General features: G+C 70.7%; 18 protein-coding genes. 11 read left to right on the top strand and 7 right to left on the bottom strand.

The genetic code is table 11. The features are described 5' to 3' along the window. Positions 1-3: 3 nt before the first annotated feature. Positions 4-903: a Yip1 family protein gene (locus AMK27_RS17415; RefSeq protein WP_073908280.1), complete on the bottom strand. Its 900-nt coding sequence runs from the start codon at positions 901-903 to the stop codon at positions 4-6. 175 nt (positions 904-1,078) lie between these two features. Between AMK27_RS17415 and AMK27_RS17410 the strand changes: the two genes are divergently transcribed. After that, positions 1,079-1,807 (top strand): hypothetical protein, encoded by a 729-nt coding sequence (locus AMK27_RS17410; RefSeq protein WP_073908277.1) that lies wholly within the window; start codon positions 1,079-1,081, stop codon positions 1,805-1,807. Positions 1,808-1,879: 72 nt separating this feature from the next. On the opposite strand, the gene AMK27_RS17405 is transcribed toward AMK27_RS17410, so the two are convergent. Beyond that, a complete protein-coding gene (locus AMK27_RS17405) occupies positions 1,880-4,141 on the bottom strand; it encodes a (Fe-S)-binding protein (RefSeq protein ID WP_073908274.1) in 2,262 nt (753 codons plus the stop codon). Positions 4,142-4,248: 107 nt separating this feature from the next. Next, positions 4,249-4,737: a sugar transferase gene (locus AMK27_RS17400; protein WP_073908266.1), complete on the bottom strand. Its 489-nt coding sequence runs from the start codon at positions 4,735-4,737 to the stop codon at positions 4,249-4,251. A gap of 274 nt (positions 4,738-5,011) precedes the next feature. Here AMK27_RS17400 and dnaK point away from each other — a divergent pair, with 274 nt between their 5' ends. Genes dnaK through AMK27_RS17380 form a run of 4 tightly spaced genes read left to right on the top strand, consistent with a single transcriptional unit; the run spans position 5,012 to position 9,199 of the window. Then, positions 5,012-6,859, top strand: coding sequence for a molecular chaperone DnaK (dnaK, locus tag AMK27_RS17395; RefSeq protein WP_055602963.1), 1,848 nt, complete (start codon positions 5,012-5,014; stop codon positions 6,857-6,859). Next, positions 6,859-7,512 carry a nucleotide exchange factor GrpE gene (gene grpE / locus AMK27_RS17390; RefSeq protein WP_073908263.1) on the top strand — a complete coding sequence of 218 codons (654 nt, stop codon included), beginning with the start codon at positions 6,859-6,861 and terminating at the stop codon, positions 7,510-7,512. The genes dnaK and grpE overlap by 1 nt, the downstream gene beginning before the upstream one ends. A gap of 57 nt (positions 7,513-7,569) precedes the next feature. Further along, on the top strand, positions 7,570-8,751 hold the full coding sequence (gene dnaJ, locus AMK27_RS17385) for a molecular chaperone DnaJ (RefSeq protein ID WP_073908260.1): 1,182 nt from the start codon (positions 7,570-7,572) through the stop codon (positions 8,749-8,751). A 4-nt stretch (positions 8,752-8,755) separates the two neighbouring features. After that, a complete protein-coding gene (locus AMK27_RS17380; RefSeq protein ID WP_073908257.1) occupies positions 8,756-9,199 on the top strand; it encodes a heat shock protein transcriptional repressor HspR in 444 nt (147 codons plus the stop codon). Between the two features lie 102 nt (positions 9,200-9,301). On the opposite strand, the gene AMK27_RS17375 is transcribed toward AMK27_RS17380, so the two are convergent. Together AMK27_RS17375 and AMK27_RS17370 are read right to left on the bottom strand one after the other, a co-directional pair. After that, a complete protein-coding gene (locus AMK27_RS17375) occupies positions 9,302-9,775 on the bottom strand; it encodes a hypothetical protein (RefSeq protein WP_073908254.1) in 474 nt (157 codons plus the stop codon). Between the two features lie 44 nt (positions 9,776-9,819). After that, on the bottom strand, positions 9,820-10,824 hold the full coding sequence (locus AMK27_RS17370) for a hypothetical protein (protein ID WP_030323607.1): 1,005 nt from the start codon (positions 10,822-10,824) through the stop codon (positions 9,820-9,822). 367 nt (positions 10,825-11,191) lie between these two features. Between AMK27_RS17370 and AMK27_RS17360 the strand changes: the two genes are divergently transcribed. Beyond that, the gene (locus AMK27_RS17360) at positions 11,192-11,512 is read left to right on the top strand and encodes a hypothetical protein (RefSeq protein ID WP_030323603.1); all 321 of its coding nucleotides are present in this window, start codon (positions 11,192-11,194) and stop codon (positions 11,510-11,512) included. Between the two features lie 116 nt (positions 11,513-11,628). Here the strand turns inward: AMK27_RS17360 and AMK27_RS17355 are convergent, their stop codons facing one another. Then, positions 11,629-12,033 (bottom strand): pyridoxamine 5'-phosphate oxidase family protein, encoded by a 405-nt coding sequence (locus AMK27_RS17355; RefSeq protein ID WP_073908248.1) that lies wholly within the window; start codon positions 12,031-12,033, stop codon positions 11,629-11,631. A gap of 122 nt (positions 12,034-12,155) precedes the next feature. Between AMK27_RS17355 and clpB the strand changes: the two genes are divergently transcribed. Then, positions 12,156-14,750 carry an ATP-dependent chaperone ClpB gene (gene clpB, locus AMK27_RS17350; RefSeq protein ID WP_073908245.1) on the top strand — a complete coding sequence of 865 codons (2,595 nt, stop codon included), beginning with the start codon at positions 12,156-12,158 and terminating at the stop codon, positions 14,748-14,750. Between the two features lie 295 nt (positions 14,751-15,045). Continuing rightward, positions 15,046-15,582: a YbjN domain-containing protein gene (locus AMK27_RS17345; protein WP_073908242.1), complete on the top strand. Its 537-nt coding sequence runs from the start codon at positions 15,046-15,048 to the stop codon at positions 15,580-15,582. An 81-nt stretch (positions 15,583-15,663) separates the two neighbouring features. On the opposite strand, the gene AMK27_RS17340 is transcribed toward AMK27_RS17345, so the two are convergent. Then, entirely contained in the window at positions 15,664-16,833 is a 1,170-nt protein-coding gene (locus AMK27_RS17340) for a pyridoxal phosphate-dependent aminotransferase (protein ID WP_445194856.1), read from the bottom strand. Between the two features lie 100 nt (positions 16,834-16,933). Between AMK27_RS17340 and AMK27_RS17335 the strand changes: the two genes are divergently transcribed. The 3 genes from AMK27_RS17335 (at position 16,934) to AMK27_RS17325 (ending at position 19,737) form a co-directional block, all read left to right on the top strand. Then, complete coding sequence (locus tag AMK27_RS17335) at positions 16,934-17,173, top strand: hypothetical protein (protein WP_073908236.1); 240 nt, start codon at positions 16,934-16,936, stop codon at positions 17,171-17,173. Positions 17,174-17,469: 296 nt separating this feature from the next. Next, on the top strand, positions 17,470-17,988 hold the full coding sequence (locus AMK27_RS17330; RefSeq protein ID WP_073908232.1) for a DUF2617 family protein: 519 nt from the start codon (positions 17,470-17,472) through the stop codon (positions 17,986-17,988). 96 nt (positions 17,989-18,084) lie between these two features. Beyond that, positions 18,085-19,737 (top strand): polyamine aminopropyltransferase, encoded by a 1,653-nt coding sequence (locus AMK27_RS17325; protein WP_073909454.1) that lies wholly within the window; start codon positions 18,085-18,087, stop codon positions 19,735-19,737. Positions 19,738-19,779 lie beyond the last annotated feature (42 nt).

Raw genomic sequence — 19,779 nt, 5'->3', positions numbered from 1 at the left:
CGCTTACAGCGTGCCCAGCTTGATCAGGCTCAGCAGCGCCACCAGCTGGATCGCCGACGCGCCCAGCGCCTTCGGCCACGGCAGGTCGTGCGAGCGGCTCACCATCATGGTGAAGAGCGCTCCGGCCGCCAGCCAGGTCAGCCAGCCGATCACCTGGACCAGGCCGTTCTCGCCGCCCAGGAAGAGCGCGAAGACGAGCCGCGGCGCGTCCGTGATCGACATGATCAGCATGGACAGGCCCACCGTCGGCTGCCACGCCCCGTCGCCGCCCAGCTGGCGCGCCAGCGTGTGCGTCACCGAGCCCAGGATCAGTCCGCCGACGACGAAGCCGAGGGCGGTCATCAGGACGTACGGGATCGCCGTCGACAGGGTCGCGTTGATCGCCTCGTCGCGCGCCTTGTCGAAGCCGAAGATCGCGAGCAGCCCGTAGAGGAAGGTCACGATCAGCGCGGGGCCCCACACGGCGTGGTCCCGCATCCGCAGGAACGTGTCCGCGGGGCGCAGCACGATGCCGCTCAGGAGCGCCTTCCACGGGAGCCGGGGGCCCGTCGGGACGGGCGCGGCGCCGGCGTGGTGGGTCGCGGCGTCGCCGTAGGGGTCGTCGACGCTGAACATCTGGGTGTGGCCCGGGTTGTTCGCCGTCGCCGCGTGCGGGTGCTGCTGCTGGCCGTACGGGTCGCCGAAGTACTCGGGCTCGCCGTAGGGCTGCTGCCCCTGGTGCCCGTGCTGCCCCTGCTGCCCGTGGGAGCCCTGGCGCCCCTGCTGCCCCTGCGGTGGCTGCTGTTGCCACTGCTGCTGCTGCGGGTGCGGCGGCGGGGCCGCGTTGTACCCGTACGGCGCCTGCTGCGGTTGATTGTGCGGGGGGCGGTTGTCCCGGCCGCGTCCGTTCCTGAATCCAGCCACGTCCTTGAACGTACCCGCTTCCGCCGTACGGGCGCTCCTCGGGCCGCCGCTTGCCACTGAGCTGTGACATCCCCTAGGGGGATATGCCGGGCTCTCGTTACAAAACCGACGTATCACCTCAATGTCGTACTCGTAGCTTCGGAGCTGTCAGCGAGTCGAGCAAGGAGTCCTTCCGATGCGTGTCACCCGTCGTTCCGCCCGTACCGCCGCCGTCGCCACCGGGGCCGTCGCCGCGCTCCTGCTGCCGGCCGCCGGAGCGTTCGCCGCGGACCCCGACCCCGCCCCCGCCCCCGCTGGTGGCGACCAGTCGGTCTTCTGGCGGAACGTCGACCTCGCCGGCGGCTCGCTCGCGCGGGTCTACCAGGACGGGCCGGGCCGCTTCTCCGCCGAGATCTACGCCGGCGGCTCCCTGATCGACACCCTCGTCAGCACCGGCGGCCGGCCCGCGTCCGGCCAGTACGACGGTCCGTACGGTGGCCTTCACGTCGTCCTCAGGCCCGACGGCACCGTGCGCTCCTGGGTCGAGACCGCGCCGAAGCCGGACCCGAAGCCCACGCCCAAGCCGGACCCGAAGCCCGTCCCCAAGCCCGCTCACCAGGCGAAGAAGAACACCGTGCGGCTCCCCGACGCCAAGGTCACCCTGCCCGACGGGAACGTGGCCCGGTTCTTCACGAGCACCAGCCACCCCCGCGTCGAGCTCACCCAGAAGAACGGCCGCTCCCTCGGCTCCCTCGACCTCAGGCATCCGGCCGCCGCCCACCACGGCTGGACGTACACGCTCGTCGACGCCGGGAAGCACCGGTACGAGCTCACCGCCGTCGACACCCCGCGGCAGGGGGCCGGCAGCCGGGTCTACGACTTCCAGGGCAGGCTCGTCGGCACGTACGTCGCCCAGAAGGCCTGACCGGGGCCCGCACGACGAAGAGGGCCGCCCCGCGCTTCACGCGCGGGGCGGCCCTCTCTCGTGTACCGGGTGCTACTTCGCCGGTTCCGGCTCCGGCTCCTCGGCCGGTTCCGGCTCCGGGTCCACCGGGGTCTTCACCGATTCGAGCAGCAGCTGGGCCACGTCCACGACCGTGACGGACTCCTTGGCCTTGCCCTCGTTCTTCTTGCCGTTGACCGAGTCGGTCAGCATGACGAGGCAGAACGGGCAGGCGGTGGAGACGATGTCCGGGTTGAGGGACAGGGCCTCCTCGACGCGCTCGTTGTTGATGCGCTTGCCGATCCGCTCCTCCATCCACATCCGGGCACCGCCGGCGCCGCAGCAGAAGCCGCGCTCCTTGTGGCGGTGCATCTCCTGCTGGCGCAGGCCGGGGACGGCGGACATGATCTCGCGCGGCGGCGTGTAGACCTTGTTGTGACGGCCCAGGTAGCACGGGTCGTGGTAGGTGATGAGGCCGTCGACCGGGGTCACCGGGACCAGCTTGCCCTCGTCGATGAGGTGCTGGAGCAGCTGGGTGTGGTGGATGACCTCGTACTCGCCGCCGAGCTGCGGGTACTCGTTGGCGATGGTGTTGAAGCAGTGCGGGCAGGTGGAGACGATCCGCTTGGCCGACTTCGGCTTCTTCGTCGACTCGTCCTCGTCATCCTCGCCGAACGCCATGTTCAGCATCGCGACGTTCTCCTGCGCGAGCTGCTGGAACAGCGGCTCGTTGCCCAGGCGGCGGGGGGAGTCACCGGTGCACTTCTCGTCGCCGCCCATGATCGCGAACTTGACGCCCGCCATGTGCAGCAGCTCCGCGAAGGCCTTGGTGGTCTTCTTGGCCCGGTCCTCCAGGGCGCCGGCGCAGCCGACCCAGTAGAGGTAGTCGAACTCCGAGAGGTCCTCGACGTCCTTGCCGACGATCGGGACCTCGAAGTCGACCTCCTTGGTCCACTCGACGCGCTGCTTCTTCGCCAGGCCCCAGGGGTTGCCCTTCTTCTCCAGGTTCTTGAGCATCGTGCCCGCCTCGGACGGGAACGCGGACTCGATCATCACCTGGTAGCGGCGCATGTCGACGATGTGGTCGATGTGCTCGATGTCGACCGGGCACTGCTCGACGCAGGCGCCGCAGGTGGTGCAGGACCACAGGACGTCGGGGTCGATGACGCCGTTCTCCTCGGCGGTGCCGATGAGGGGGCGCTCGGCCTCGGCGATCGCCGACGCGGGGACGTCCTTGAGCTGCTCCTCGGTGGCCTTCTCGTTGCCCTCCATGTCCTTGCCGCCGCCGGCGAGCAGGTACGGCGCCTTGGCGTGCGCGTGGTCGCGCAGCGACATGATGAGGAGCTTGGGGGAGAGGGGCTTGCCGGTGTTCCAGGCGGGGCACTGCGACTGGCAGCGGCCGCACTCGGTGCAGGTGGAGAAGTCGAGGATGCCCTTCCAGGAGAACTGCTCGACCTGGGAGACGCCGAAGACGGCGTCCTCGGCCGGGTCCTCCCAGTCGATCTCCTTGCCGGCCGTCGTCATCGGCTGGAGCGCGCCGAGCGCGGTGGAGCCGTCGGCGTTCCGCTTGAACCAGATGTTCGGGAAGCCGAGGAAGCGGTGCCAGGCGACGCCCATGTTCGTGTTGAGCGAGACCGTGATCATCCAGGTGAAGGACGTGACGATCTTGAGCGCCGCGACGAAGTAGGTGAGGTGCTGGATCGTGCTCAGGTCCAGGTTGTCGAGCAGCGCGATCAGCGGGTACGAGGCGAAGAAGCCGGGCTCCCAGCTGGTCACGTGGTGCTGGACGCCTTCGAGGGCGCGCAGCGTCATGATGCAGAGGCCGACGATCAGGATGACGGCCTCGACGAAGTACGCCTGGCCGGTCTTGGAGCCCGCGAAGCGGGACTTGCGGCCCGCCTTGGTGGGCTTGCTGAGCTGCCGGATCACGATGAGGGTCACGATGCCCAGGACCGTCATCAGGCCGAGGAACTCGGTGAAGATCTCGTACGGCAGCCAGTCGCCGATGATCGGGATCAGCCAGTCGGCCTGGAAGAGCTGGCCGAAGGCGTTGACGATCGTCAGGAGCAGCGAGAAGAAGCCCACCGCCACGAACCAGTGCGCGAAGCCGACGATGCCCCAGCGGTTCATCCGGGTGTGGCCGAGGAATTCCTTGACCAGGGTCACGGTGCGCTGGGTGGGGTCGCCGGTGCGGGTGCCGGCGGGCACGGGCTGCCCGAGGCGCACGAACCGGTAGATCTGCACGGTGGCACGACCGAACAGCGCGACGGCCACCACCGTGATGGCGATCGACACGATGATCGCGGCGAGTTGCATGAGGGGCTCCTCGGGCGGGCCTACTAAGCGGTAACTTATGGAGTCCGTGCCGAGATTACCCGTTCGGGGCCCCGGGCTGTAGCGGCGCTCGCGGTGATCTGTGTCGCTCAGGCAAACCTTGCCGCGCGACGCCTGCGGACTGCTGGAAGCGTACGCGCCAGGATCGTGAGATCCATCCCCAGCCAGTGGTGGTCCACGTAATGGAGGTCGAGCAGCTCGCGCTCCTCCCACGGCAGGTCCGACCGTCCGCTGATCTGCCACGGGCCGGTCAGCCCGGGGCGTACGGAGAGCCGGCGGCGTCCCTCGCCCGCGCACTCGCGGTGGCCCGGGGTCAGCGGACACGGTCCGACCAGCGACATCCGGCCGCCGACGACGTGCACGAGGAGCGGCAGCGCGGCCAGGGGGCTCTTCGTGCGGAAGGTCAGCATCGTGAAGGGCTCCCCCTCCAGGCCCGCCACCGTGCGGCGGCGCAGCACGCCCCGGCCGGGGGTGGCCGAGCCGAGGGCGACCGAGAGGGCGACGGCGGCGAGCAGGGGGGACAGGGCGACCAGGAGGGCGAGCCCGCCCACGATGTCGAACGTGCGCTTGGCCGTCATTCCCCGCACCTTCCGAGCATTCCCCACACCCTTCCGAGCGACGAACGAGAATCATGGGATATTCGTGGGATATGGCTGGTTTGCCCGACATGGGGCCAGCGAACTCTCTCATGCGCCACCGCGCCGGATCGGGGATCGACGCGCGCCCGCATCCGTATGAGTGAGATAAAGGACGAAGAGTTGAGCCCCCTCCGCTCAGGTCTGTTGACGCAGTCCGTCCCGTCGTGCATCCTTGAGTCAGATCCACTCAAGTACGTCAGCTGGAGGAATCGAAATGGCACGTGCGGTCGGCATCGACCTGGGCACGACTAACTCCGTCGTCAGCGTTCTGGAAGGCGGCGAGCCCACCGTCATCACCAACGCCGAGGGCGCCAGGACCACGCCGTCCGTCGTCGCCTTCGCGAAGAACGGCGAGGTGCTCGTCGGCGAGGTGGCCAAGCGTCAGGCCGTCACCAACGTCGACAGGACCATCCGGTCGGTCAAGCGCCACATGGGCACCGACTGGAAGATCGAGATCGACGGCAAGAACTTCAACCCGCAGCAGATGAGCGCCTTCATCCTGCAGAAGCTGAAGCGCGACGCCGAGGCCTACCTGGGCGAGAAGGTCGTTGACGCGGTCATCACCGTTCCGGCCTACTTCAACGACTCGGAGCGCCAGGCCACCAAGGAGGCCGGTGAGATCGCGGGCCTCAACGTCCTGCGCATCGTCAACGAGCCGACCGCGGCCGCCCTCGCGTACGGCCTCGACAAGGACGACCAGACGATCCTCGTCTTCGACCTCGGTGGCGGCACCTTCGACGTGTCCCTCCTGGAGATCGGCGACGGCGTCGTCGAGGTGAAGGCCACCAACGGTGACAACCACCTCGGTGGCGACGACTGGGACCAGCGCGTCGTCGACTACCTGGTGACGCAGTTCCAGAACGGCCACGGCGTGGACCTGGCCAAGGACAAGATGGCTCTCCAGCGTCTCCGCGAGGCCGCGGAGAAGGCGAAGATCGAGCTCTCGTCCTCGACCGAGACCTCCATCAACCTGCCGTACATCACGGCCTCCGCCGAGGGCCCGCTGCACCTGGACGAGAAGCTCACCCGGGCCCAGTTCCAGCAGCTGACCTCGGACCTGCTCGACCGCTGCAAGGTGCCGTTCCACAACGTCATCAAGGACGCGGGCATCAACCTCTCCGAGATCGACCACGTCGTTCTCGTCGGTGGTTCGACCCGTATGCCGGCCGTCGCCGAGCTCGTCAAGGAGCTGACCGGCGGTCAGGACGCCAACAAGGGCGTCAACCCGGACGAGGTCGTCGCCATCGGCGCCGCGCTCCAGGCCGGTGTCCTCAAGGGTGAGGTCAAGGACGTCCTGCTCCTCGACGTGACCCCGCTGTCCCTCGGCATCGAGACCAAGGGCGGCATCATGACCAAGCTCATCGAGCGCAACACCACGATCCCGACCAAGCGGTCCGAGATCTTCACGACGGCCGAGGACAACCAGCCGTCCGTGCAGATCCAGGTCTACCAGGGCGAGCGCGAGATCGCGGCGTACAACAAGAAGCTCGGCATGTTCGAGCTGACCGGTCTGCCGCCGGCCCCGCGTGGCGTCCCGCAGATCGAGGTCGCCTTCGACATCGACGCCAACGGCATCATGCACGTGACCGCGAAGGACCTGGGCACGGGCAAGGAGCAGAAGATGACCGTCACCGGCGGCTCCTCGCTGCCGAAGGACGAGGTCGACCGCATGCGCCAGGAGGCCGAGCAGTACGCGGACGAGGACCACCGCCGCCGCGAGGCCGCCGAGTCCCGCAACCAGGGCGAGCAGCTCGTCTACCAGACCGAGAAGTTCCTCAAGGACAACGAGGACAAGGTCCCCGGTGACGTCAAGGCCGAGGTCGAGGCCGCGCTCGTCGAGCTGAAGGACAAGCTCAAGGGCGAGGACACCGCCGAGATCCGCACCGCCACCGAGAAGGTCGCGGCCGTCTCCCAGAAGCTCGGCCAGGCGCTCTACGCCGACGCCCAGGGCGCGCAGGCCGCGGGCGGCGACGCCGGCGCCGGCCAGCAGGCTCAGGCCGACGACGACGTCGTCGACGCCGAGATCGTGGACGAGGACAAGCCGAAGGGCGGCGCTGCCTGATGTCTGAGGAGACCCCGGGCTTCGAGGAGAAGCCCGAAGTCCCCGCCGACGGCACGCCCGAGGAGCCCGAGACCGCCGCTGCCGCCGCCTCCGCCGACAAGGCGGAGGGGGCGGCCCCGGCCGGGGACGCTACTGACGTGGCTCTGCTGGCGCAGCTGGACCAGGCCCGCAAGGCGCTCGAGGAGCGCACCGCGGACCTCCAGCGGCTCCAGGCCGAGTACCAGAACTACCGCCGCCGCGTGGAGCGGGACCGGGTCACGGTCAAGGAGATCGCCGTCGCGGGCCTCCTGAGCGACCTGCTCCCGGTGCTCGACGACGTCGGCCGGGCCCGGGACCACGGCGAGCTCGTGGGCGGGTTCAAGTCGGTGGCCGAATCGCTGGAGACCGTCGTCGCCAAGATGGGTCTGCAGCAGTTCGGCAAGGAGGGCGAGCCCTTCGACCCGACGATCCACGAGGCCCTGATGCACTCGTACGCGCCGGACGTCACCGAGACGACGTGCGTGGCGATCCTGCAGCCGGGGTACCGGATCGGCGAGCGGACCATCCGGCCCGCCCGCGTGGCCGTCGCCGAGCCCCAGCCGGGCGCGGCACCGGCCAAGGACGACGCGAAGTCGTCCACGGACGAGGAGAGCGGTGCCCCCGAGGAGGGGTAGCGCGACCGACCGCACAGCGGTGACAGACCCCGGAGCAGTCCGGAAGGAGGGACGTCGATGAGCACGAAGGACTTCGTCGAGAAGGACTACTACAAGGTTCTCGGCGTCCCCAAGGACGCCACCGAGGCCGAGATCAAGAAGGCGTACCGGAAGCTCGCCCGCGAGAACCACCCGGACGCCAACAAGAACGACGCCAAGGCCGAGGAGCGCTTCAAGGAGATCTCCGAGGCGAACGACATCCTCGGCGACGCCAAGAAGCGCAAGGAGTACGACGAGGCCCGCGCCCTCTTCGGGAACGGCGGCTTCCGGGCCGGCGGCCCCGGGGCGGGCGGCTCGTTCAACTTCGACCTGGGTGACCTCTTCGGAGGCACCCAGGGCGGCGCGGGCGGCGGCTTCGGCGGCGGTGGCGGCGGCATCGGGGACGTCTTCGGCGGTCTGTTCAACCGCGGCGCCGGTGCGGGCCCCCGCACCCAGCCGCGGCGCGGCCAGGACATCGAGTCCGAGGTGACGCTCAGCTTCACCGAGGCCATCGAGGGCGCGACCGTACCGCTGCGGATGTCCAGCCAGCAGCCGTGCACGGCGTGTTCGGGCACCGGCGACAAGAACGGCACGCCCCGGGTGTGCCCGACCTGCGTCGGCACCGGACAGGTCTCGCGCGGCAGCGGCGGCGGCTTCTCGCTCACCGACCCCTGTGTGGACTGCAAGGGCCGCGGCCTCATCGCCGAGAACCCCTGCGAGGTCTGCAAGGGCAGCGGCCGGGCCAAGTCCTCCCGCACCATGCAGGTCCGCATCCCGGCCGGTGTCTCCGACAACCAGAAGATCCGGTTGCGCGGCAAGGGAGCGCCGGGGGAGCGCGGCGGGCAGAACGGCGACCTGTACGTCGTGGTGCACGTCGACACCCACCCGGTCTTCGGCCGCAAGGACGACAACCTCACCGTCACCGTGCCGGTCTCCTTCGCGGAGGCGGCGCTCGGCGGCGAGATCAAGGTGCCGACCCTCGGCGGCCCCGCGGTCACCCTCAAGCTGCCCGCGGGCACTCCGAACGGCCGGACCATGCGCGCCCGGGGCAAGGGCGCGGTCCGCAAGGACGGCACGCGCGGCGACCTGCTCGTGACGGTCGAGGTCGCGGTGCCGAAGGAGCTGGACGACAAGGCACGTGACGCCCTGGAGACCTATCGCGAGGCGACCGCCTCCGAGGACCCCCGGGCGGAGCTGTTCCAGGCCGCGAAGGGAGCGTGACCCGGTGGACGGGCGCCGACGCAATCCGTACGAACTGACCGACGAGTCGCCGGTGTACGTCATCTCGGTGGCGGCCCAGCTCTCCGGTCTGCACCCGCAGACCCTCCGTCAGTACGACCGCCTCGGTCTGGTCTCCCCGGACCGCACGGCGGGCCGTGGCCGGCGCTACTCGGCCCGTGACATCGAGCTGCTCCGCCAGGTGCAGCAGCTGTCGCAGGACGAGGGCATCAACCTGGCCGGGATCAAGCGCATCATCGAGCTGGAGAACCAGGTCGCGGCGCTGCAGAGCCGGATCGCGGAGCTGTCGGCGGCCGTCGACGGCGCGGCGGCGGCGATGCGGCAGCGCGAGGCCCAGGTGCACGCCTCGTACCGGCGCGATCTGGTGCCGTACACGGATGTGCAGCAGGCGAGCGCGCTGGTGGTCTGGCGTCCGAAGCGCGGCGAGTAGGCCCCCGTCCGGCGGCCCGGCCCCGCGCCGGGCGTCCCCTGGACGCGTGAAGCCCCTTCCACGGTCGTGGAGGGGGCTTCCCGCGTGTACGGGACCGCCGGGCTACGGGATGAGCTCCGCCACGATGTCGCCGAGCGTCTCCCACCACGGCGCGGCCCCGGTGCCGAACGCGGCGGCGAGGGCGGTGCCGACGGCGTGGTCGAGCGGGGTGGGGGAGGCGGCCGGGTCCCAGTCGGCGTACACCTTGCCGTCCCCCTGGGACTCCAGGGTGCCGAGCGCCTTCCCGTTCCGGGTCAGCTGGCTGTCCACGTGCGAGCTGGGGACGAGCCGGTAGCGGACGCCGTCGACGCGGACGTCCACCCGGTAGGAGCGGCGCAGCAGCCGGGCGCGGGCCGGCTTGATGACGGCGGGTTCCCCGGCCACCGTCAGGGCGAGCAGGGCGGGCTTGCGGGTGCCGATCGGCGTATGGGTGTCGGGGCGGGCCCCGGGGGCCCGTACGAGCTCCACGGTGGGTAGGTCGTGCCCGGAGACGCGAAGGGTCCCGGCGGGCCCGTCGAGGTCGATCTGTACGTACACGGCGGTGAGTTGTCCCGTTCGACGCTGGTCAGGTGTCTGGGTGGTCAGTTGTCTCCCTCGAGGATGCCCGACTGCGCGATCAGGTAGCCGAGCTGGGCCCGGCTGCCGCTGCCGAGGGCGGCGGCGAGCTTGGCGATGTGGGCGCGGCAGGTGCGCACGTTCATGCCGAGGCGGCGGGCGATGGCCTCGTCGACATGGCCCTCGACGAGGAGTTTGGCGATGGAGCGCTGGACGCCGCCGATGCCGTCCACGGAGGGGCTGTACGGGATCTCGTCCTCCCACGGCACGCCGTGCAGCCAGAACTGGTCGAAGACGCCGACGAGGTACTGGACGAGGCCCTCGTGGCGGAGTTCGAGGGCGACCTGGCGGTCGCTGCGCGCGGGAACGAAGGCGACCTTGCGGTCGACGATGATCAGCCGGTCGACGATCTCCTCGAGGGTGCGCAGTTCGAGCCCGTACGGCGCGACGCGTTCGACGTAGGCCAGCGTGGCGGGATGGTGGCGTGCCGTGTGCTGGTAGAGCGTGCGCATCCGGACGCCGCGGTCGAGCAGCGGCTCCATGCGGCGCAGGGCGGCTTCGAGGGTCTCGGGGCGGCGGCCGCTGCCGGGCTGGATGGTGAGGAGTTCCTCGGTGCACTCGTTGATGGCGCGGTCGAGGGCGGCGTTGATGACGCTGAGGCCTTCGAGGACCGTGATGGCCTGGGCGCCGGAGGGGTCCTGGGTGTGGATCGCCATGAACGGCTCGAAAGCGTCCGCGAGGGCTATCGCGTGCTGGCGTCGGACCTGTATCTCCTGCTCGATGGGGTGCACGAGCTGGTTGAGCGCGATCGACGGCGGAACGGGACGCAGGCACTGGCTGTCGTCCGGGTCCGGGTGCAGGAGGGAGAGTTCCCTCAGGCAGGGGGCGGCTTCGGCGTCCGCGCGGGCTATGCGGCCGGTGCGGAGCGCACTCGCATAGAGCTCCTTGCCCACGTCGCATAGTTCACCGTGACTGTGCTTATGACCGGACTCGTCGCATTCTCGCCTCATTTGCACCCCCCTCAGGGTCATGAATTACAGGAACATGATGCCCGGGTTGGCTGGTGGAAAGGGGCGGGAGTGAGCCATCGTCTTACTCGCGGGGGGGAGGTAGTGATCAAAAGAGGTGGAGATCGGCCATGACCAGGATGGTTCGTGCACTTAGCGCCATAGCCGTTGCGGCGGCTGCTCTCGGCGCACTCGCCGTCGGCGAGCCCTCGTGGGAGAGCACCCCGGCGCATTCCGTGGCAGGGCCGGACGAGCCCTCGTGGGAGAGCACCCCGGCACACGACGTGGTGGCCGGGCCCGGCGAACCCTCGTGGGAGAGCTCGCCCAGGGACGTCGTACGCGCCGCTCCCTACGAACCGTCGTGGGAGATCACGTCCAGGGGTGCGGGGGCGTGACCGTGCCGCCGGACGACCCCAGGTTCCGCCGGGAGATGGCTTCGGCCTACCGGTCCGGGTGGCACTTCGTCGACCTCGCCACGGCAATCCCCCACCGTGGCGACGCGCTGAAGATCACCCTCTTCGGAGAGCCGATCGTGGTGGCACGGGAGCAGGACGAGGACGTCCGCGCCTACCGCTGCCTCCGCCGTCCCCGCGGCGCCCCGCAGCCCATCCGCTGTGCCATCCGGTACGGCATGATCTTCGTCAACCTCGACCAGCGGGACCACCAGCTGATCGAGCCCGAGACCATCACCGCCACCCCCCGCAGTGCCTGAGCGATTCCCCCGTCGTTGTAGATCGCTCCGGCACTTCCCCCACACAGCGGCGCCATCGCGGACCTGAAACGCGATGGCGCCGCTGTGCTGCCCCCGTACGGCCGGGGGCCCTTCCCTCAGGCGCGTCCCATCGCCCGCGTCAGGGCGATCTCGATGACCACCCGGTCCGGGTTCTCGGCCGGCGTGCGCCCGTAGCGCTCCGCGTAGCGCCCCACCGCGTCCGCGACGACCTCCGGCTCGGTACGGATGTGCGCGACGCCCTCCAGGGTGGCCCAGCGGCCCTTGTCGACCTGGCAGACCGCCACCCGCGCGCCGTCCGCGCCCGCCGCCAGGACGTTGGCGACCTTGCGGCTGTGCTTGTTGGTGATGACCCGGGCGTATCCGCCCTCGGGGTCGTAGGTGACGCCCACCGCCACGACGTGCGGAGTGCCGTCCGGGCGCGGGGTGGTCAGGGTGCACATGTGGTACTCGCGCCAGAAGCTGAGGTACGAGTCGGAGGGGTTCCTCGGATCGGTCGCCATGCACGGAAACTACCCGGGGCGGAGCTCCGTTCGACACCTTGAGCGCGATCGACTCAACTTTGTGTACCCTGGAGGAGTCATAAAGGGAGAGGACCCGAAGCAACCCAGGAGGAGCACCGCACGTGGACGCCGAACTGACCAACCGGAGCCGGGACGCGATCAACGCGGCCAGCAGCCGCGCCGTGTCCGAGGGGCACGCCGACCTGACCCCCGCGCACCTGCTGCTCGCGCTGCTCACCGGTCAGGAGAACGAGAACATCACCGACCTGCTCGTCGCCGTCGACGCCGACCAGGCCGTCGTGCGCTCCGGCGCGGAGCGGCTGCTCGCCGCCCTGCCGAGCGTCACCGGGTCCACGGTCGCGCCCCCGCAGCCCAGCCGCGAGTTCCTCGCCGTGATCGCCGACGCCGACCGGCAGGCCAAGGAGCTCGGCGACGACTACCTGTCCACCGAGCACTTCCTCGTCGCGATCGCGGCCAAGGGCGGCCAGGCCGGTGAGATCCTCGACGCGCAGGGCGCGAGCGCTTCGAAGCTGCTCGACGCGTTCGAGAAGAGCAGGGGAGGACGCCGGGTGACCACACCCGACCCGGAGGGGCAGTACAAGGCGCTGGAGAAGTTCGGCACGGACTTCACCGCCGCCGCGCGCGAGGGCAAGCTGGACCCGGTCATCGGCCGCGACCACGAGATCCGCCGCGTCGTGCAGGTGCTGTCCCGCCGCACCAAGAACAACCCGGTCCTCATCGGTGAGCCCGGCGTCGGCAAGACCGCCGTCGTCGAGGGCCTCGCCCAGCGGATCGTGAAGGGCGACGTACCCGAGTCGCTGAAGAACAAGCGGCTGGTCTCGCTCGACCTCGGCGCGATGGTCGCCGGCGCCAAGTACCGCGGCGAGTTCGAGGAGCGCCTGAAGACCGTGCTCTCCGAGATCAAGGCGAGCGACGGCCAGATCATCACCTTCATCGACGAGCTGCACACGGTCGTCGGCGCGGGCGCGGGCGGCGACTCCGCCATGGACGCGGGCAACATGCTCAAGCCCATGCTGGCCCGCGGCGAGCTCCGCATGGTCGGCGCGACGACCCTCGACGAGTACCGCGAGCGGATCGAGAAGGACCCCGCCCTGGAGCGCCGCTTCCAGCAGGTCCTCGTCGCCGAGCCCACGGTCGAGGACACCATCGCGATCCTCCGCGGCCTCAAGGGCCGGTACGAGGCCCACCACAAGGTGCAGATCAACGACTCCGCGCTGGTGGCCGCCGCGACCCTCTCCGACCGGTACATCACCTCCCGCTTCCTCCCCGACAAGGCGATCGACCTCGTCGACGAGGCCGCGAGCCGGCTCCGCATGGAGATCGACTCCTCGCCGGTCGAGATCGACGAGCTCCAGCGCTCGGTCGACCGGCTCCGCATGGAGGAGCTGGCCCTCAAGAACGAGACCGACGCGGGCAGCAGGCAGCGCCTGGAGAAGCTGCGGCGCGACCTCGCCGACCGCGAGGAGGAGCTGCGCGGCCTGACCGCCCGCTGGGAGCGCGAGAAGCAGTCCCTCAACCGGGTCGGCGAGCTGAAGGAGCGCCTCGACGAGACCCGGGGCCGCGCCGAGCGCGCCCAGCGCGACGGCGACTTCGACACCGCCTCCAAGCTGCTCTACGGGGAGATCCCGGCCCTGGAGCGGGAGCTGGAGGAGGCGAGCGAGGCCGAGGCCCAGCAGGAGTCCGCCAAGGACACCATGGTCAAGGAGGAGGTCGGCCCCGACGACATCGCGGACGTCGTCGGCGCCTGGACCGGCATCCCCGCCGGCCGCCTCCTGGAGGGCGAGACGCAGAAGCTGCTGCGCATGGAGGACGAGCTCGGCCGGCGGCTGATCGGCCAGTCCGAGGCCGTCCAGGCCGTCTCCGACGCCGTGCGCCGCACCCGCGCGGGCATCGCCGACCCCGACCGCCCCACCGGCTCCTTCCTCTTCCTCGGCCCCACGGGTGTCGGCAAGACGGAGCTGGCGAAGGCGCTCGCGGACTTCCTCTTCGACGACGAGCGGGCCATGATCCGCATCGACATGTCGGAGTACGGCGAGAAGCACAGCGTCGCCCGGCTGGTCGGCGCGCCTCCCGGCTACGTCGGGTACGAGGAGGGCGGCCAGCTCACGGAGGCGGTCCGCCGCCGCCCGTACAGCGTGGTCCTGCTCGACGAGGTGGAGAAGGCGCACCCGGAGGTCTTCGACGTCCTGCTCCAGGTCCTGGACGACGGGCGGCTCACCGACGGGCAGGGCCGGACGGTGGACTTCCGCAACACCATCCTGATCCTCACGTCGAACCTGGGCAGCCAGTACCTGGTCGACCCGCTGACCCCCGCGGACGTGAAGAGGCAGCAGGTCCTCGATGTCGTCAGGGCCAGTTTCAAGCCGGAGTTCCTCAACCGGCTCGACGACCTGGTGGTCTTCTCCGCCCTCGACCGGGCCGAGCTGGGCCGGATCGCCCGGCTCCAGATCGACCGGCTCGGCCGGCGGCTCGCCGAGCGGCGGCTCACCCTGGACGTCACCCCGGAGGCCCTGGAGTGGCTCGCCGAGGAGGGCAACGACCCGGCGTACGGCGCCAGGCCGCTGCGCCGCCTCATCCAGACGGCGATCGGCGACCGGCTCGCCAAGGAGATCCTCGCGGGCGAGGTCCAGGACGGTGACACGGTCCGGGTGGACCGCTTCGAGGACGGCCTGATCGTGGGGCCGGCGGGCCGCTAGGCGGCCCTCAGCGCCCCGGGCGGCGTCACGGCCGCTCGGGGCGGCGGAGGGGGCTCCGGCACGTACGAGGACGGTGACCGTCCCCGTACGTGACCCGCACGGAGGCGCGGGCGCCCCTCGTTTCTCCGTTTTCCGCGTTTCCCTTGTTTCCCGTGTTTCCCCGCATTTCCCGGCGGTGCCTTCCCCCGGGCGCACCGGTTCTTGTCAGCCCGCAGCGGATCGCGGGAGGCAGGGCTTGCCACAGACCGCCCGGCATGGGGGAGGATGGCGACATCCGTACGAAGGGAAATACACGGTGAGCATCGACCCGTCCTCGATTCCGAATTTCGGGGGCCAGCCCCAGCCTCAGGCCGCAGGACCGGCGGGCCCCGTCGTCCCCGACCAGGACCTCGTCAAGCAGCTCCTCGAGCAGATGGAGCTGAAGTACGTCATCGACGACGAGGGTGACCTCGCGGCGCCGTGGGAGGAATTCCGCACGTACTTCATGTTCCGCGGAGAGGACGAGCAGCAGGTCTTCTCGGTGCGGACGTTCTACGACCGCCCGCACTCGGCCGACGACCGCGCCAAGATCCTCGACGCGATCGACGACTGGAACCGCCGCACCCTGTGGCCGAAGGTCTACACCCACCTGCACGAGGAGGAGGACGGCTCCGCCACCCTCCGCCTCATCGGTGAGGCCCAGATGCTGATCGGCACCGGCGTCGCCCTGGAGCACTTCGTGTCCTCCACGGTCAGCTGGGTCCGCGCCTCCATCGAGTTCGACAAGTGGGTCGTCGAGCAGTTCGGCCTGGAGTCCCCCGAGGACAAGGCCGCCGGCGACGAAGAGGCCTGAGCCTCCCCGCACCGCACCGAGAGCCCGGCCCCTTCCGAGGGGCCGGGCTCTCGGGCGTCCGCGCCGCCGCGGCCGGGTGTGTCAGGACAGGTGCTTGAGGCGGGAGACGGCCTCCTCCAGGACCTCGGTCTTCTTGCAGAAGGCGAAGCGGACGAAGGGGGCGCCGGCCTCGCGGTGGTCGTAGAAGACGGCGTTGGGGATGGCGACGACCCCGGCGCGCTCGGGCAGCGAGCGGCAGAAGGCGAAGCCGTCCTCGGCGCCGAGGGGGCGGATGTCGGTGGTGACGAAGTAGGTGCCGGCGGGCTTGTAGACCGCGAAGCCCGCCTGGGCGAGGCCCTCGCTCAGCAGGTCCCGCTTGGCGGCGTGCTCCGCGCGGAGGGTGTCGTAGTACGCGGCCGGGAGGCGCAGGGCCTCGGCGATCGCGTACTGGAACGGGCCGGAGGACACGTACGTGAGGAACTGCTTGGCCGAGCGGACCGCGGAGGTCAGCTCGGGGCTCGCGGTGATCCAGCCGACCTTCCAGCCGGTGAACGAGAACGTCTTGCCGGCCGAGCCGATGGTGACCGTGCGCTCCCGCATCCCCGGCAGGCTCGCGATCGGCAGGTGCTCGGCGTCGTCGAAGACCAGGTGCTCGTACACCTCGTCCGTGACGACGAGCAGGTCCCGCTCGATCGCGAGCTCGGCGACGGCGGTCAGCTCGGCCCGGGTGAGGACGGTGCCGGTGGGGTTGTGCGGGGTGTTGAGGAGGATCAGCCGGGTCCGGTCGGTGACGGCGGCCCGCAGTTCGTCGAGGTCGAGGCCGTAGGCCCCGTCGTGCGGGCGGAGGGTCACGGGGACCCGGGTCCCGCCGGCCATCGCGATGCAGGCGGCGTACGAGTCGTAGTACGGCTCCAGGGCGATGACCTCGTCGCCCGGTGCGACGAGGGCGAGCAGCGAGGCCGCGATCGCCTCGGTGGCGCCCGCGGTGACGAGCACCTCCGTGTCGGGGTCGAGGTCGATGCCGTACCGGTCCCGCTGGTGGTCGGCGATGGCCGCGCGCAGCTCGGGGACGCCGGTGCCGGGCGGGTACTGGTTGCCGCGTCCGTCCCGCAGCGCGCGGACCGCGGCCTCCCGGATCTCCTCGGGGCCGTCGGTGTCGGGGAAGCCCTGGCCGAGGTTGATGGCCCCGGTCCTGGCGGCGAGCTGGGACATCTCGGCGAAGATCGTCGTCCCGAACTCGGCAAGGTGGCGGTTGAGCGGCGGTCGTGTCATGACGGCCATCCTGCGGCGAAGCTCTGGACTTCCTCAAGTGCGCTTTGACGACGCGCGCGTGAGGGAATCTCCCTCGCACAAGAGAACGGGGGTAGTACTGATGGAAATCGTCTTCATCATTCTGGGCATCGCGGTGTTCCTGTGGCTCGCCAGCATGTTCCGCGGTGCGTTCCGCAGCGCGCCGCCGCGGCGGCGGCGGCGCTCGGGGTCGAGCGGCGGCAGCACCACGTGGGCCGACGGCGGTGGGGGCGGCGGCTGCGGTGGCGGCTCCAGCTCCTCCTGCGGAGGGTCCTCCAGCTGCGGTGGCGGGGGTGGCGGCTGCGGCGGTGGCTCCAGCTGAGCACCGGAGTGGCTGACGGCTCCGCAGGCGCGTGGCACGTGACGTGGGCAATCAGAGCAGACGTGTCGATCAGTTCTGATTGAACAAGTGAACTGTGGGTTCCCCGAAGGGGTTGGAAAACACGGCAAGTTGGGTAAAAACGCTGCGAGTCGTCCGGCGTCCGTGGTTCTCTCGCTCCTGACAGAGACAGCCCTCGGACCATGTGTGGACCCGAGTCGGCGATTCCCCACTCCCGTTGAACCCTTCTCCGGGGCGCCCCCGGCCCACCCGTCAAACCGTGTTTGCGGAGCCGACCCATGCTCACCACCCTGAAGACCTCCTACACCGATACCCGCGCGGCCGATCTGGCCTGGGCCCTCGGGCGCGAGCCGCTGCCCGCCCTGGCCGTGCTCGACCTCGAACTCTCCGGCGCCAAGCTGCAGTTGAGGCTGCTCGGCGCTTCCCACCAGGTGCTCCTGGAAGAGGAGGGCCGCAGCTGTTCGGAGACCGTCGCCTGCATGCCGGGCAGCAGCACCCCGCTGCCGCTCGGCGTCTCCAAGCGTGTCGGCGAATGGGAGTACGAATTCGCCGCCCGCGTCGAGACGCTCTCGCACGGCTCCTTCGCGGGCCGGGCGCAGGAACTGCTGGCGCTCGTCGCCGACCATCCCAACGGGCTCGCGGGGACCTTTCCCGGCTCCCCGCACGCCTTCACGGCGATGCTGGCGCAGCGCCACGAGGGCCAGGTGCGGTGGCGCACCTGGCACGCCTACCCGCAGGAGGGGCAGTTGGTGGTCACCAGGACCCGTATCGGCGTGCGTATGCCCGCCACGCTCTGATACGCCCTCCTGGCGCTCCAGGTCCACTCGTGTGGGTGACAGGGGGCGCCCTGGTCGTGACGTAGCGTTACGGCCATGATCGAGCCGACCGTGACCATGCCACCCAAGAGGGTGCGGCGGGCGCCCGTGCGGCGGCCCGAGCCGTCGCGCGAGACGGTGCGGTTCCCGGTCCTCGCGGTGGTCTTCGTCTGCGCCGCCTGCGGCCTGGTCTACGAGCTCGAACTGGTCGCGCTCGCCTCCTACTTGATCGGCGACTCGGTCACCCAGGCCTCCGTGGTGCTCTCCGTCATGGTCTTCGCCATGGGAGTGGGCTCGCTCCTCGCCAAGGCGCTGCGCTGCCGCGCCGCCGTCGGCTTCGGCCTGGTCGAGGCCGGACTCGCGCTCGTCGGCGGCACCTCGGCGATGGTGCTGTACGCGGCCTTCGCCTGGTTCGGCGAGTCGCGGTACGTCCTCGTGGCGTTCTCGCTCGCCATCGGGGTGCTCATCGGCGCCGAGATCCCCCTGCTGATGTCGCTCATACAGCGGGGTGACCGGTCGGGCCGGTCCGGGCGGAAGGCCTCGCTCGGGGAGCAGGACGACGCCGCCGGCACCGTCGCCGACCTCTTCGCCGCCGACTACGTCGGTGCCCTGGTCGGCGGCCTCGCCTTCCCCTTCCTGCTGCTGCCCTGGCTCGGCCAGCTCACCGGCGCCCTCGTCACCGGCGCGGTCAACGCCGTGGCGGGCGGCGGCCTCGTCCTCTGGGTGTTCCGCCGCGACCTGACCACCCGCTCGCGTGCCCTGCTCGTCGCGGTGAACGTGGCGGTCCTCGCCGTCCTCGCCACGGCGACCGTGCTCGTCGACGACTTCGAACAGGCCGCTCGCCGGGCGGTGTACGGGGAGCGGGTGCGGGTCGCCGTCCACACCGAACTCCAGGAGATCGTCGTGACCGGGAGCCGCGAAGGCCCGCCCGACCTGTTCCTCGACGGCCGCCTCCGGGTCGCAGGACGGGACGAGTACCGCTACCACGAGGCCCTCGTCCACCCCGCGATGAACGGCCCGCACGCCCGCGTGCTGATCGTGGGCGGCGGTGACGGCATGGCCGCCCGCGAAGCCCTGCGCTACCCCGGGGTCCGCTCCGTCACCGTCGTCGAACTCGACCCGGGCGTCGTCCGCCTCGCCCGGACGGACCCGGCCCTCGCCAAGCTCAACGGGCAGGCGTTCCGCGACCCGCGCGTCCGGGTGGTCCACGCGGACGCCTTCCACTGGCTCCGGGGCGCCACCGCTCGTCTGCAGGAACGGTACGACGTGGTGATCTCCGATCTGCCCGACCCCGGAATCACCCCCAGCACCAAGCTGTACGCCCAGGAGTTCTACGGGCTGGTGGCCCGGGTCCTGACCCCCTCCGGACGGTTCGCCGTGCACGCCGGGTCCGTCGACGACCGGCCCCGGGTCTACTGGACCGTGGACGCCACCCTGCGCGCGGCCGGCTTCGCGACCCGCCCCTACAGCGCGAGCGGCCGCACTCCCGGCTTCACCGCGGGACCCGACCGCGCCGACCGCGCCGACGGCACGGGGCGGGGCCCCGGTGACTGGGGCTTCCTGCTGGCCGCACGGGGCAGCCGCCCGCCCGCCCTCGGCCTCGCCCCCGACGTGCCCCGGCTGCGCTCGCTCGGCGAGCACACCCTGGAGGCCGCGGCGCGCCGCGCCGAGCGCGGCCGGGGCGCCGAACCGCCCCCGTCGACGCTGGTGCACCCGCGGTACGGAGGGTGAAGGAACCGGGTTCCGTGCCGAACGGGCGACGCCGCGCCCCCG

The sequence above is a fragment of the Streptomyces sp. CB02009 genome (assembly GCF_001905825.1).
Taxonomy (GTDB): domain Bacteria; phylum Actinomycetota; class Actinomycetes; order Streptomycetales; family Streptomycetaceae; genus Streptomyces.
This window is presented reverse-complemented; position numbering and strand designations above follow the sequence as displayed.

What these genes read in the sequence shown, in the direction of transcription:
- AMK27_RS17325 (WP_073909454.1), top strand. Translation starts at nt 18,085, where the DNA reads ATGCCACCCAAGAGGGTGCGGCGGGCGCCCGTGCGGCGGCCCGAGCCG.
- AMK27_RS17330 (WP_073908232.1), top strand. Translation starts at nt 17,470, where the DNA reads ATGCTCACCACCCTGAAGACCTCCTACACCGATACCCGCGCGGCCGAT.
- AMK27_RS17355 (WP_073908248.1), bottom strand. Translation starts at nt 12,033, where the DNA reads ATGGCGACCGATCCGAGGAACCCCTCCGACTCGTACCTCAGCTTCTGG.
- dnaK (WP_055602963.1), top strand. Translation starts at nt 5,012, where the DNA reads ATGGCACGTGCGGTCGGCATCGACCTGGGCACGACTAACTCCGTCGTC.
- AMK27_RS17340 (WP_445194856.1), bottom strand. Translation starts at nt 16,833, where the DNA reads ATGACACGACCGCCGCTCAACCGCCACCTTGCCGAGTTCGGGACGACG.
- AMK27_RS17405 (WP_073908274.1), bottom strand. Translation starts at nt 4,141, where the DNA reads ATGCAACTCGCCGCGATCATCGTGTCGATCGCCATCACGGTGGTGGCC.
- grpE (WP_073908263.1), top strand. Translation starts at nt 6,859, where the DNA reads ATGTCTGAGGAGACCCCGGGCTTCGAGGAGAAGCCCGAAGTCCCCGCC.
- AMK27_RS17370 (WP_030323607.1), bottom strand. Translation starts at nt 10,824, where the DNA reads ATGACCCTGAGGGGGGTGCAAATGAGGCGAGAATGCGACGAGTCCGGT.
- AMK27_RS17410 (WP_073908277.1), top strand. Translation starts at nt 1,079, where the DNA reads ATGCGTGTCACCCGTCGTTCCGCCCGTACCGCCGCCGTCGCCACCGGG.
- dnaJ (WP_073908260.1), top strand. Translation starts at nt 7,570, where the DNA reads ATGAGCACGAAGGACTTCGTCGAGAAGGACTACTACAAGGTTCTCGGC.
- AMK27_RS17400 (WP_073908266.1), bottom strand. Translation starts at nt 4,737, where the DNA reads ATGACGGCCAAGCGCACGTTCGACATCGTGGGCGGGCTCGCCCTCCTG.
- AMK27_RS17335 (WP_073908236.1), top strand. Translation starts at nt 16,934, where the DNA reads ATGGAAATCGTCTTCATCATTCTGGGCATCGCGGTGTTCCTGTGGCTC.